The sequence below is a fragment of the Ochrobactrum sp. Marseille-Q0166 genome (assembly GCF_014397025.1).
GTDB lineage: Bacteria > Pseudomonadota > Alphaproteobacteria > Rhizobiales > Rhizobiaceae > Brucella.
Genome location: NZ_JACJUO010000003.1, coordinates 125525 through 138800, shown reverse-complemented (window position 1 = coordinate 138800; position 13276 = coordinate 125525). Strand labels below are relative to the sequence as shown.

Here is a 13276-nt window from a genome sequence, read left to right as displayed (position 1 = left end):
AAAGCTCCGAAGCCGCGGCGGGATCGAGTTAAAACTGCCGCGCTTACAACAAACTCTTGCAATTTTGACCGTCCAAGTACTCAATATTATTTCACTGATGAATCAGTTATAAGTTAGGGATTTTAAATGATGCCGCCAGGCCAACCTCGCGCAGGTGGAAAAGAAGTTATTAAGCAGCGCGAGCTTGCCTATATCAGTATCATCGACAAACTGTTGGCTCGGGAGTTTTTGCCTGGACAATTTTTGTCGCAACGACAGCTTGTGGAAAGCACCGGTGTGCCTCTTGGTCCCATCCGGGAAATCATTCCGCGCCTTGAATCCGAGGGTTTGTTGACAGCGTTGCCACAGCGCGGGATCCAAATTGCACATGTGGACCTTAATCTTATCCGCGAAGCTTTTCAGTTCCGACTTGTGATGGAAAAAGAGGCCGTGCAACTCTTTACACGCAATGCATCCGACGCTGCTATCAAGTCGCTGCGTGACGAACATGAAGAAATGCTTGCGCTTGCTCAGTCAAAAACCCTGAGCCCGGCCGAAGAGGAGATGGCGCAGCAGATTGACTGGAAGATGCACAATACGTTCATCGACGCTATGGGAAACAACATTATCTCTACCGCTTATCGCGTTAATTCAGTCAAGACCCGCCTGATCAATCAGGAACGCTATACCATTGAAGGGCGCGTGGCACCCGTGATGCTCGAACACCTACGCATCATAGAAGCTATAGAAACCCGCGACCCAGATAAGGCAACAGAGGCTTTGTCCGATCATATAAACAATTCAAAAGCTCTAGCATTGAATGTTTAGGTTAGTGACCAATTAGAGCGCGTTTCGATCTTATTGGATCAGATCCGCGCTCTAATCGTACTGGTTGTTTGCGCGCACTTACACATGCGCGCAAAGTCCTATTTAGTGTCTGTGATGAACGGTTTGAAGGCCATAAACGGGCGTGTCTATACCTTCCATACGGGCTTTAAGCTGCAGCGCGAGATACTGCGAATAGTGCCGCGACTGGTGCAGATTGCCACCATGGAACCAAAGTGCATCCTGCTGGGTCGGCTTCCACATGTTGCGCTGTTCACCTTCCCACGGTCCTGGGTCTTTGGGCGTATCTGATCCCAACCCCCAAACTTTACCGACCTTGTCGGCGGTTTCCCTGTCGATGATATCTTCAACCCAACCGTTCATGGAACCATAGCCGGTCGCATAGACGATGAGGTCTGCTGGCAACTCCGTACCATTGGCAAGTCTAACGCTGTTGTCTGTGATCTCGTCAATTTGACCGGAGGCAAGCTTGATCTTGCCGTCAATGATGAACTGGGAAGCGCCAATATCGATGTAGTAGCCAGAGCCGCGCCGCAGATATTTGAGAAACAATCCCGAGCCATCGGAACCGAAATCCAACTGGAAACCCGCCTTCTCAAGTGCTGCATAGAAATCGGCGTCGATCTCGCGGATCTTGTCATAGATCGGCTTCTGAAACTCATGCATGATACGATAGGGCAGTGACGCGAAGATCAGATCGGCCTTGGCGGTGGTGACACCATTTTGCAAGGCTTCTTCTGAATAGAGCGCGCCAAGCCCATATTTCATAAGGGGCTCTGAACGCACAATATGCGTGGATGAGCGCTGCACCATCGTCACATCGACGCCTGCTTCATAAAGTGCTGCGCAGATATCATGCGCCGAATTGTTCGACCCGATGACAACGACCTTCTTGCCCTTGTAGCCGTCCGGTCCCGGATGGCGGGACGAATGGTGCTGCTCTCCTTTGAAACGGTCTTGTCCTTTAACGCTTGGAATATTCGCCTTGCCCGACATACCGGTCGCAAAAACCAATTGCTTGGGACGCAGCGTGACTTCCTCACCATTCCGGTCGATGACGACGGACCATTCTTTCTTGTCTTCGTTCCATTTCGCAGACTTGACCGTAGAACGCGTCCAGTAATTAAGCTCCATCACTTTAGTGTAGAATTCCAGCCAATCTCCAATCTTGTCCTTCGGTGCAAAAACAGGCCAGTTTTTCGGGAAATCGATGTAGGGCAGATGATCGTACCAGACGGGATCATGCAAGCAGAGCGACTTGTAGCGCTTGCGCCATGAATCGCCCGGACGCTCGTTCCGTTCGACGATAATTGTCGGCACGCCAAGCTGACGCAGGCGCGCACCGAGCGCAATACCGCCCTGCCCGCCACCGATTACCAGCACATAGGGCTGTGTTTCGTAGCCAAGTGTTCGTTCTTCCTCCTCGCGCTCTTCCTTCCAAGTTTTCGCGCCAAGATCCTGTCCGTGCTTTGCCCCCAGTGGGCGAGTAAAGCCAGATTTTTCCTCGTGACCTTTCAATTCCGACATGACGGTCAGAAGAGTCCATATCTTTCCACTCTTCAGACGGATAAGCCCGTAACCGCGTGCCACTTCGGTTTCAAAAGAGATCCAGCTTTCGGTCACACCTTCGGCTTCTGTTGCAGCTTCACCCGGCGCAACTTGCCATTTTGTCGGCTTTACCAGCTGCAATTGTGATTGCAGCATATCACGCACCTGATCGTGCCCTTCCACTGTTTTGATATTCCAGGTGAAGGCGACCAGATCGCGCCAGTAGCAATCATCAGCGAACATTGAAACGGCTTCATCGATCCGGCCCGCCTCGAGTGCTGCGCCAAACCTGTCGAGAAAGGCCTGTACGCGAACGTTTGGTGTCTTCTCAAGCATTGCAATTTCCTCCCATAGATGTTGACGCCGGGCTCTCCCAAGCCCGGCAGTGAAATGCGTTACCTTTTCAGATCGATCAATATTTTGAGCTGAGTGCCCGCCGGGTCGAGCAGGCGATCGAAACCTTCAGCAACAGCGTCCTCCAACGCGATTGTCCTGGTAACGATCTTCTTCGCCGGGATCTGTCCGCTCGCAATCAGCCTTGCGACACGCGGCCAGTAATGTGTGGGATAGGCCCATGAACCGCGAATATCGATATCCTTGAACGTGACATCGAACCAGTTGAGCGGATTTTCATGCGGATGCAGCCCCGTCTGCACCACGACGCCCTGCTTGCGAACGGCATCGGTGCAATTCTTCAAGGCATGTTCATTACCGACGCATTCAATGGCCACATCGCAGCCGACATTGCCTTCGGTTTCCGCACGGATCACATCACCGACATTTTCCGACTTCGGATTAATGGTGCGAATATCACCCAGCTTTTCACGCGCGAGCTGTAAGCGCGTTTCATTAAGGTCGGACAGGAATATCTGCGAAGCACCCGCAGCCCGTGCCGCCATGGCCACAAGAATACCAATCGGGCCAGCTCCCGTAACTAGCACACTGTCGCCAGCCGTAACGCCACCGCGGTCGCAGGCATAAACCGCGACTGCCGTCGGCTCGATCAAAGCTGCCTCTTCGTCGCTGAGGTCATCGGGGATGGGTTGGACGTTATAGCTGTTGAGCAAAGCCTGTTCAGCCATGCCACCCGAATGCCATGACAGGCCCGCCAGTGCGAGGCTGGTACTCAAGTGATAAAGCCCACGATCAGCAAAATAGTCGCCTGCCCTCGGCATGATGAGCGGCTGAACCGACACACGGTCGCCAATTTTGACGTGACTGACATCAGTTCCCACGGCTTTGACCACACCGCCAAACTCATGGCCCAAGATCTGGGGGCCACTTGCTTTGGTAAAGGGATGCGGTTCCGTCGGAATAAAAATCGGCCCATAAGCATATTCGTGCAGATCGGTCCCGCAGATACCGCAGAAGCGGTTTTCGATTAAAACCTGATCCGGGCCAACATCAGCCGGTGCTGGCACGTCTTCAACACGTAGATCCTTGGCAGCATAAAAGCGCAACGCACGCATATATTTTCCTCCATGTGAGTCATAAGAGGAAATGCAAGCTGCGTGCCACTTTGAACTAAAGTAGTAACATGTTGTTTTTTCGTGATTTTATTGAGCAGCATAATTGCCGCCTGAACAGATGCAACAGGCGTTCTGCAACAGGTGTTGCAAGTGTTGCATCATCAATGCCGCTGTTTCAGACGACGATGGATGGTTGACCGATTGAGACCGAGTTTTCGCGCCAGTGCTGAAATATTGTTTCCGCATTCATCAAGCTGGCTGCGCAAGGTTTGTTGGTCATTTCCCAGCAAAATATCCGTCTGGAAATGATCAGGCAGACAGTCGGTGGTGATTGTTGCACCTGTTGCAATCGCGGCTGCAACACGCAACGTATTGTCCAACTCGCGCAGGTTTCCGGGCCAGCGATAGGCTGCAAGCTTCGCCTTTGCTGAGCGATCAATCGTGATTGTCTCTCCCTCTTCTTCTTCGATACGGCGCAGAAGGTGATCGACCAGGTTGCCAAAATCCTCTCTCTGCCGCAGCGGCGGCAAGGTCAGCGTCGCGGCATTGAGCCGATAAAGCAGATCCTCTCGAAAACGGCCTTCGGCAGCGAGTGCCGCTAGATCGCGATGCGATGCCGACAAAAGCCGGAACTTGACCGGCTTCGGCTTCAATGCACCGACCGGCTGAATTTCGTTTTCTGAGAGAACCCGCAGCAGGCGGCTTTGCAGGACAAGCGGCATATCGCCGATCTCGTCCAGAAACAACGTACCACCATTGGCAGCTTCAATAAGTCCGATTTTTCCCTTTTGCATGGCTCCGGTAAAGGCGCCGGGGACATAGCCGAACAACTCAGATTCGATCAATTGTTCCGGAATTGCTGCACAATTGACCGCAATGAATGGCCCGGATTTCGCGCTGCTGTCATGAATGGCGCGCGCAAGATATTCCTTACCGCTGCCGGTTTCACCCTTAATGAGAATGGGGATATGCCGATCCGCCAGTTTGGCCGCACGTGCCTGTAGCATTTCCATGGCTGGGTCGCCGAAACTCAACTGCCGCAAGGCGGCAGGCAGGCGCACGGATATGCTGGTTGCGGGCGCGCGGAAACTGCTGACCGGCGCAATGGCACTTGCAAATAACGCTAAACCATTACGTGCGCGCAGCAAACGCTCACCATTGGGGCGTCCGCGCATCAGTGCGGGAAGCTGATCTATATCAATATCAAAGACACTGGAAATCGGTTTCCCGATAAAGTCCTTTGTTGAAAGAGCATTGAGGTTCATCCCGCGCGCGACAGCGCCAAAGCCGCCATGCGTCATTCCGGTTATCATGCCGCTGCCATTAATGGTCAAAGCGGCGTCAGGATCGACATCAAGGAAATCCGGCAATTTTGCCAAACGCAGAACCCAGTCCTCGCGTGCTCTTGTCATCAGATTGGCAAGCTCAATTCGACGCGCTGTGGAAGCCACGAGGTGCAATGCGAGCTGTTGGCTTGCTTTGGCGGTTGGCGAGCGCAATTGCGATATGTCGAGTACCGCCGAGAGATCGCCCAAAGTATCGAAAATGGGAGCTGCTGTGCAGGTCAATCCGATATGGGAAGCGTCAAAATGATCGTCCTGATGAATAATAACAGGCTTTCCCGAAACGATGCAGGCACCCACTGCGCAGGTTCCCGCGCGATCTTCCGACCATTCCGACCCGAGATAAAGCCCTGCTTTGCGTAGATGGTTATCAAAGGTCGGATCACCCATAAACTCGACAGTGACGCCGCGCGCATCCGACAACAGCAGCACATAGCTTTGATCGGCAACCTGCCGGAAAAGGCCTTCAAGGCCGGTTCTGCCAATCCGGATCAATTCTTCTGACTGCTCACGATGTTCACGCAGCAGCGTATCAGGCACGATATAAGCTTCCTGCGCCCGGGCTGGGTTAAGCTGATAATCATTAAGACAGCGAAGCCAGGATTGAATAACCGGACGATCACGATCAGACGCGCCGCCCATAGCGACGCGTTCAATCTCTTTGATGTGCGACAGCGCCGACACCATGACATTTCTCCTCCGACGAAATGCTTGCACAAGAAAAGCAAAGGTTCAAGTTGTGATCCGCAGTGTTGGAAATAAAGGCCCGACAAGCGTCCCATCAAGTTGATGAGCGGCTGTGATGTTTGCCGGGAAATTTCCCGTTGAGTACGACAGAGGCGATAAGGCCAATGACCAGCCCCCAGAATGCTCCACCAATGCCGAGCAAGCTGATATTCGCAGCCGATGCCAGAAAAGTAATCAACGCGGCTTCGCGAGACCGTGCATCTGCGACGGCACTTGCCAGACTGCCACCGATGGCTCCAAGCAAAGCAAGACCAGCCAATGTGGTAATGAATGTTGCCGGAAGCGCCATAAATACTGCAGCGAGCGTTACACCAAAAACTCCGACCAAAATATAAAAACAGCCTGCGGCTACCCCCGCGATCCAGCGCTTCGAAGGATCTTCATGGGCTTCCCGTCCCGTGGCAATGGCAGCGGTAATTGCCGCGATGTTGAATGCATGCGAGCCGAAAGGGGCCATGATCAAAGATCCAAACCCGGTTACGGTAACAATAGGATTGGCACTGGTTTCGAACCCATCATTGCGCAGCACCAACATGCCGGGCATGTATTGGCCGGTTAGGGTAATAAGAAACAGAGGCAACGCTATGCTGAGCGTGGCATTCAGACTGAATTCAGGCATGGTAAAAACCGGAGCTGCCAACTTCAATTCCAGACCAGAGAGATCAACACGTCCTTGTATAAGCAAGAAAGCCAGACCGATCATCAATATACCAATGATTGCATAACGGGCGGAAACACGTTTGAGGAAAATATAGGCAATGATCAGCGTGCCGACCAGAACAGGATCAACAGTCACACTGCTGAATGCGCCTATTCCAAATTGAAGTAGTATGCCTGCAAGCAGGCCCGAGGCTATGCCGGGCGGTATCAATCGGATCACTTTTTCAAAACAGCCGGTCAATCCAAGAACCACGAAAGCAATGGCGGAGATCATATAGGCCCCGATTGCTTCCGCATAGGATGTCGTGGCCAGCGCGGTGACGAGAAATGCTGCAGCAGGCGTAGACCATGCCGTAATGATCGGCTCGCGATAACGCCAACTCAACAGCAAGCCGGCAAGGCCCACTCCAATTGAAATAGACCAAACCCAGGATGCTGTCAGTTCCGGGCTGAGATTGGCAACTCTTGCTGCCTGAAATACAAGAATAAATGTTCCACCATAATTCACAATGACCGAGATCAGACCCGCAACGACGGGATGAATGATATCATTTATACGAGTGGTTGTGTGCGCTGGTGCGCTGGACATGTTCAGGATTCTCCGAGAAGGAATATTCAAGCTATAGACACGTTCGACATTTATCTGCCAAATGGCCGGTTATCTCCCACCAATTACAGCAAGGGGCACCATCCATTTGTTCAAGAACTCTCAGCTCGAATCGGTGAAAGCCTGGCTCAACCATCCGGCCCATTCAGCAATGCCCTTACACGCACGTATACAACGTGCACTTCGGCAATTGATTATCGATGGGGTGCTTAGCCGAGGCAAACCACTTCCGGCCTCACGAGTGCTTTCGAAATCGCTTGGAGTGTCCCGCGATACGGTAGAAGCTGCTTATGCCCAGCTGCATGCAGAAGGGTTCATCGACCGCCGTGTCGGCAGTGGCAGTTTCGTTGCGGAGATTACAGAGTTTTCTCCCCGTCATCGGGGTTCAAGGCGCAATATCAAGCCCAGAAGCCAGTCTCCCGAATTGAGCAAGCGCGGCAATGCCATGTTTAAAAGCGGTGGGGTACGTGAGACATTAACGCCAAGGCCATTCGCGCACGGAATCCCAGATACACGTAACTTTCCGCTAGCGCTTTGGGAGCGTTTGCAAAGGCAAGTTCTCAAAGAGATTGGCACCCAAACGCTTTTACATGGAGATCCGCAAGGCGTTGAACCGCTGCGTCAAGCCATCGCAGACTATATCAATCTTGAACGCGGCGCATGCGCTACAGCCGAAAGGGTACTGATACTCACATCTTCACAACAAGCCCTGGCTCTGTGTGCAAACATTTTGTTTGATCCCGGCGAACGCGTTTATATAGAAGATCCAGCATATTATGGAGCGCGCAAAGCCTTTGATGCGGCAGGTCTGAATTGCGTGCCAGTACAGCTGGACCAGCAAGGACTGAAAATCGAGCCTATTCTTAATGACTCCAACCCCGCGCGCGCGGTCTTCCTTACACCATCACATCAATTTCCGACGGGTACGACTTTGGCATTAGATCGTCGACTTGTCTTGATAGAATGGGCTAAACGTCATCGCGGCTGGATAATCGAAGATGATTACGACAGTGAATTTCATTATGCCGGCAAACCGACGGCATGCATGCAAGGTCTCGATCTACACGACAGAACCATTTACATAGGCACCTTCACAAAGTCGCTCTTTCCCGGATTGCGCATAGGCTATATCGTTTTGCCGCAATCACTGGTAGCACCCATGACCACCGCCCGTACGCTGCTAGACGGTCACACAGCCTCCATAGCGCAATACACGCTTGCCCGCTTTATAGAAGGCGGACATTTTGGAGCTTATATCCGCAATATGCGCGGCATCTATGCACGGCGCCTCGAAATATTGACCCGATTGGTTCGCCAATATCTATCAGATTTTGTCGAACCCCGGGTTCCTGTGGGTGGCCTACAAATGTCATGCCTTTTGAAAGGCAGCATTTCCGAACGCGCGCTCTTGGAAGCCGCCCGCCGCAGTGATGTTGAGCTGTTAGGGTTGTCAGCGCTTCACGCTAAAGATGAAGGTGAGGCTGGATTTCTACTAGGGTTTGCAGCCTACACACCAAGGGAACTTGAGGACGCTATCCGCAAACTTGCAAAAATATTCCAAACTTTTTAGAATAATTTGCTCATTCTTCGACAGAAATAGCGTCCTGAAGCATCCAATGCATAGTTCAGATCGTTTGGCTACACTCGATATTTTGTGCTTGTCCGGTAGTGTAGCATGCACCGGCGAGATAAACTGCCAAATCGGCAATTTCTTGCGGCTGACCAGTGCTTCCAAATAGTTGTCTTGTGATAAAGGCATAGCGTGTGCCTTCACAATCAACTTGAGCTAGAAGCTGCTGTATCCGACTTCATCCTCGAAAATAGAACCTGAACAACTGCAAAGCCGCTTGCCTTCGTCTTCTGCGCTAATGATTGCAAAAACTTGCGGTCGGCACAATCAGCAGTTGATGCGCTTTCTAAGCCAAAGATGCATCCTTCGTTTATGTAATCATCATTAGATATGCGCAGAAATGATGATGCAATGCATGATGCATCAATGAGATGTCTCCAACTTAGAATGCCTAAAGAAGAATGGTGGTTCATGGCTGTGTCGCAAAATTTTGATCAGATTAAAGGCGGGCGTATCTCTGGCCGCAATTATGCTGCGAGCTCTGCAAAGAGCTCGAATGGCGAGCGATTGTCATTTGCAAATTGCTTCTTGCGGATCATATGTGCGACTTCAATGCCCACGATTGTTGCTGATGCGCTGTGAAACGCTTTGAAGCCCATCATCGGTTTGGTGACCCGCTTGATGAACCGATGATCTTGTTCAAGAATATTATTGAGATATTTGACCTGAAGAATTTCAATCATTTTGCTTGAACCGGTGATCTTCAGAATGTTGTTAACAGCCTGCGCTCCCGCTGGATTGGCTCCACTTTTATCAATGATTATTTTGTTTGGAACGCCATTGCTTGCAATGGTTTTCTCCAAAAACGCCTTGCAGCGCCGAGATTTCGCCGTTCAGAGAGCATGAAATCGAGCGTTTGACCGTCACGATCAACAGCCCGATACAGATAGGTCCATTTCCCTTTGACCTTTATATAGGTCTCGTCAACACGCCAGGAGCCAAGCGTTGGCCGTTTACGTCTTTGTGCTTCAGCCGCGATCTGGGGGGCGTAACGAACCACCCAGCGGTTCAGTGTTGCATGGTCCATGTCGACACCCCGCTCAGCCATGATCTCCTCAAGGTCACGATAGGAAACCGAATATCGGGCGTAAAAGAAAACGGCATAAAGCATCACACTTTTGGGGAAATGAGCTCCTTGGAAATCAATCGCCATCCCCGCTCTCCTCACTCAATGATGCCTCGCAGCGTAAAATAGCTCAGAAAAAATGAACCTTTTGCGACAGAGCCTAAGCGATATAGGTATTAAAGTTGCTTTCAGCATCAATTGGAATGCATTTTAGGCCCTTTACAACCGCATGCGCCACCGTAAACTCATCAATTATTGCAATTCCCAGCCCAGCTGCAACAAGGCTGCATACTGTCGATCCAAATCGCGCTTTAATGTTCATTTTGTAATCAACACCCGCATTGGTGAACATTGCAGCCATGATCGCCCCATAAGGGTCTTTGGGGTTAATTCCGATGAGTGGATATTGTGACATTTCCAAAGGAGCTATCTTGCTGCGTGATGCAAGAGGACTGGTTTCCGGCACGATGCATAAAAGCCGTCCCGTTGTAAGGAGCTCAAAATTAATAAGCGGGTGATCGAACCGCGATGAAATCGCAACAATTTCTCCGCGCCCCAGGAGCAGATAATCGACAGCTTCTTCAATCTTAAGAATGTCGAGATCAAGATGAAGATCTGGATAGCGCTCACGAAGTTTCGCAACAGTGCGTGGTATCATGACATTGGCAATGCTGGGTACCGATGCCACGCACAGTTCCTGCGCCTTTCCCTTGCTCAGATCAGTAACGGCTGATTGCAGATCTTCGATTTTCCGGTGAACTGTATCGAGAAGGTCGAAGATGTTTCTCGCTTGTGGAGTAGGCACATATCGTCCGCCGCGGCGATCAAAGAGCCTTATGCCGAGCGAGTCTTCGGAATATTTCATCAGCCTGCTAAGACCGGGCGCTGATACATTGAGCAGTTTTGCAGCGCCAGCGATTGTGCCTGTCACCATGATCGCACGGATCACTTCTATCTGGCGGAGCGTTAACATGCGGTCGCCTTTCAAATATGCTTTTTGTCGCTATCGCGAAGCTTTATTCCTTGCTCAATCCCGTGGCGAAGTGGCTTTTGAACTCCAAGCATATGCGCACAATTATTACCAGCATATTTGCGATATCCAACCGAGAAAGCGCTGCCGCATGGCATGCATTTCGATCTGAGTTTTTAAAGAAAAAAGGAACTCAATAATTGAACGATCATTTTGAGGCGGCAAGGAGATTTTCGAGAAACATCGCTGCATCTTCGTGTTCAGCGCGTATGGCAAGTGCTTGCGATATGGTGAGAAAATCATCTTCCAGAAGATGTATCCCTATATGATCCGCAAGACTACTCTCCAATGTAGATCGTATGCCAGCCACAAAATCGCAGTTGCTATTCAGCATAGCGTCACGTGCAGCAGCTGGGGTATCGAAGGGTATAATGTCAGCGTGTTTCAAAGTTCCAGTTAAATGAGTTTCATAGGCAGCCCCACGAGCGGTGGCAATGCGAATGCCCGCCTTGTCCACATCACTGCAACTCATTGCTTGGACACGCCCTGCAAAGGTTGCGCTGACACGCATGATCTCATGAACATAACGGATTTGGGTACGTGAGCTGTCTATTGCTAGAACAGCCAGATCCCATGCATCTTCTTGCGCGAGAATTGCACCACCGGATGCAAAAGGAATAATACGCACTTCTAAACCCAGCAACGTGGAAAGCCGTACTGCCAGTTCGGCAGCCGGACCCATATATTCGCCGGGTGTGTTCTCTCGAACAATGCTGGCATTGGCCATATTGACAGCAAACCGAATATGGCCAACGGGAGCGAGCTGGGTCAAGACCGCTGCCGGAATCATGACTTGAAGCCTTTAAGTAAAGCTTCACTTTGGCGGGCAAGGATACCTGCGTCTATGCCGACTGCGGTGAACAGTGTGCCAAGCTCGATACAACGTGCCGCGAAAGACGGATCGGAGGTTAGAATACCGGCCGGTTTTCCAGCTGCAATAATGCGGGAGATAGCGTTTTCAACGCGCTCGACGACCTCCGGGTGGCCGGGCTTTCCGACATGGCCCAGACTCGCGGCTAGGTCAGCGGGGCCGATGAAAATACCGTCCACTCCGTCCACATCTGCAATTTCTTCAATACAATCGAGTGCCTCGCGGGTTTCTATTTGCACCAGTAGGCATAGCTCGTCTTCGACTTGCTCAACATAGTCCGCGACCCGTCCAAAGCGTGTCGCCCGGGTCAGGGCAGAAACGCCGCGAATGCCATGTGGTGGATAGCGGGTTGCTGCCACGGCAGCTTTGGCTTCCTCCCTGGTGTTGACCATAGGTATCAGCAGCGTCTGCGCTCCAATGTCCAGAAAGCGTTTTATCAGGACGGGGTCATTCGCTGCAGGTCTCACGACAGCCGAGGTGGAATAAGGTGCGACAGCCTGAAGTTGAGCTAACACAGTTAATGGATCACCCGGGCTGTGCTCAGTGTCGAACAGCAACCAGTCATAACCTGCTCCCGCGACGCATTCCGCCGCATAACTACCCGGCAGACTGCACCACAGGCCGACTTGACTTCGACCCGAACTTATCGCTTGCTTGAAATGATTGACAGGAAGTTTCACCGCGTCATCCTTAAATAAAGCTGACGCCAATGGCGCCAAGATTGCCGTAATCGGCCTGAATGACATCACCTTTTTTGATGTCCACGGGGCGGGTGAATGAGCCTCCTAGAACAATGTGACCCTTTTTCAAACCAGTACCGACAGCTGCAAGCTTGTTCACCAACCATGCAACTCCAGCGGCAGGATGCCCCATAATTGCCGCCGACAAACCGGTATCTTCGATAATGCCGTTCTGTGATAAAGTTGCACCCACCCAACGCAGGTCGATATCCATTGGACGTACGGGCCGTCCGCCAAGAACAATTGCCCCAAAAGCTGCATTATCAGCAATGGTATCAGTGATAGCGCGTGGCACTTCGGTACGATAATCGATTATTTCCAGTGCAGGAACGACAAATTCGGTCGCACGTAAGACGTCATGCACACGCGTGCCTTCGCCCATCAGATCCTCGCCCATGATAAAAGCCAGTTCGACTTCAAGACGAGGTTTGATGAAGGTAGAAGTTGGTATTTGAGCGCCATCATTGAACAGAGCATCGTCAAGAATTCGGCCGTAATCCGGCTCGGTCATCTTTGAGGCGAGTTGCATTGCACGCGACGTCAGGCCTATTTTGTGGCCAACCACCTTGGCGCCTTCGGCGATACGCGCTTCGGCCCAAAGGTCCTGAATGCGATATGCATCTTCAAGCTCCATCTCTGGCCACTGCTTGGACGGTTGTACCATCGGTATGCGTGATTTCTCAGCAGCAAGAATGGCTTTGGCAGCAATAAGACGTTCTTCTTCAGTCAACATGTGAGCC

General features: G+C 51.5%; 10 protein-coding genes and 1 pseudogene. 2 read left to right on the top strand and 9 right to left on the bottom strand.

The annotated features are described in order from the left end of the window. The first annotated feature begins 126 nt into the window (after window positions 1–126). Window positions 127–807: a GntR family transcriptional regulator gene (locus H5024_RS19205; RefSeq protein ID WP_247875395.1), complete on the top strand. Its 681-nt coding sequence runs from the start codon at window positions 127–129 to the stop codon at window positions 805–807. 102 nt (window positions 808–909) lie between these two features. On the opposite strand, the gene H5024_RS19200 is transcribed toward H5024_RS19205, so the two are convergent. The 4 genes from H5024_RS19200 to H5024_RS19185 form a co-directional block, all read right to left on the bottom strand. Further along, window positions 910–2709, bottom strand: coding sequence for an NAD(P)/FAD-dependent oxidoreductase (locus H5024_RS19200; protein ID WP_187548819.1), 1800 nt, complete (start codon window positions 2707–2709; stop codon window positions 910–912). Window positions 2710–2768: 59 nt separating this feature from the next. Continuing rightward, window positions 2769–3842, bottom strand: coding sequence for a 2,3-butanediol dehydrogenase (locus H5024_RS19195; RefSeq protein ID WP_187548818.1), 1074 nt, complete (start codon window positions 3840–3842; stop codon window positions 2769–2771). Window positions 3843–4003: 161 nt separating this feature from the next. Continuing rightward, complete coding sequence (locus H5024_RS19190; protein WP_187548817.1) at window positions 4004–5872, bottom strand: sigma-54-dependent Fis family transcriptional regulator; 1869 nt, start codon at window positions 5870–5872, stop codon at window positions 4004–4006. A 94-nt stretch (window positions 5873–5966) separates the two neighbouring features. Then, a complete protein-coding gene (locus H5024_RS19185; RefSeq protein ID WP_187548816.1) occupies window positions 5967–7181 on the bottom strand; it encodes a benzoate/H(+) symporter BenE family transporter in 1215 nt (404 codons plus the stop codon). A gap of 106 nt (window positions 7182–7287) precedes the next feature. Here H5024_RS19185 and H5024_RS19180 point away from each other — a divergent pair, with 106 nt between their 5' ends. Continuing rightward, complete coding sequence (locus H5024_RS19180; protein WP_187548815.1) at window positions 7288–8769, top strand: PLP-dependent aminotransferase family protein; 1482 nt, start codon at window positions 7288–7290, stop codon at window positions 8767–8769. A gap of 527 nt (window positions 8770–9296) precedes the next feature. Here the strand turns inward: H5024_RS19180 and H5024_RS19175 are convergent. The 5 genes and pseudogenes from H5024_RS19175 to H5024_RS19155 all read right to left on the bottom strand — a co-directional run bounded on the left by H5024_RS19175 (window position 9297) and on the right by H5024_RS19155 (window position 13269). Further along, window positions 9297–9982: pseudogene (locus tag H5024_RS19175) on the bottom strand (IS6 family transposase). Window positions 9983–10055: 73 nt separating this feature from the next. Continuing rightward, the gene (locus H5024_RS19170; protein ID WP_187548813.1) at window positions 10056–10868 is read right to left on the bottom strand and encodes a LysR family transcriptional regulator; all 813 of its coding nucleotides are present in this window, start codon (window positions 10866–10868) and stop codon (window positions 10056–10058) included. Between the two features lie 205 nt (window positions 10869–11073). After that, window positions 11074–11697: a transporter substrate-binding domain-containing protein gene (locus H5024_RS19165; protein WP_187548812.1), complete on the bottom strand. Its 624-nt coding sequence runs from the start codon at window positions 11695–11697 to the stop codon at window positions 11074–11076. Window positions 11698–11711: 14 nt separating this feature from the next. After that, window positions 11712–12476, bottom strand: coding sequence for a 4-hydroxy-2-oxoheptanedioate aldolase (hpaI, locus tag H5024_RS19160; protein ID WP_187548811.1), 765 nt, complete (start codon window positions 12474–12476; stop codon window positions 11712–11714). A 10-nt stretch (window positions 12477–12486) separates the two neighbouring features. After that, entirely contained in the window at window positions 12487–13269 is a 783-nt protein-coding gene (locus H5024_RS19155; protein WP_187548810.1) for a fumarylacetoacetate hydrolase family protein, read from the bottom strand. Window positions 13270–13276: the final 7 nt, after the last annotated feature.

What these genes read in the sequence shown, in the direction of transcription:
- H5024_RS19205 (WP_247875395.1), top strand. Translation starts at nt 127, where the DNA reads ATGATGCCGCCAGGCCAACCTCGCGCAGGTGGAAAAGAAGTTATTAAG.
- H5024_RS19200 (WP_187548819.1), bottom strand. Translation starts at nt 2,709, where the DNA reads ATGCTTGAGAAGACACCAAACGTTCGCGTACAGGCCTTTCTCGACAGG.
- H5024_RS19195 (WP_187548818.1), bottom strand. Translation starts at nt 3,842, where the DNA reads ATGCGTGCGTTGCGCTTTTATGCTGCCAAGGATCTACGTGTTGAAGAC.
- H5024_RS19190 (WP_187548817.1), bottom strand. Translation starts at nt 5,872, where the DNA reads ATGGTGTCGGCGCTGTCGCACATCAAAGAGATTGAACGCGTCGCTATG.
- H5024_RS19185 (WP_187548816.1), bottom strand. Translation starts at nt 7,181, where the DNA reads ATGTCCAGCGCACCAGCGCACACAACCACTCGTATAAATGATATCATT.
- H5024_RS19170 (WP_187548813.1), bottom strand. Translation starts at nt 10,868, where the DNA reads ATGTTAACGCTCCGCCAGATAGAAGTGATCCGTGCGATCATGGTGACA.
- H5024_RS19155 (WP_187548810.1), bottom strand. Translation starts at nt 13,269, where the DNA reads ATGTTGACTGAAGAAGAACGTCTTATTGCTGCCAAAGCCATTCTTGCT.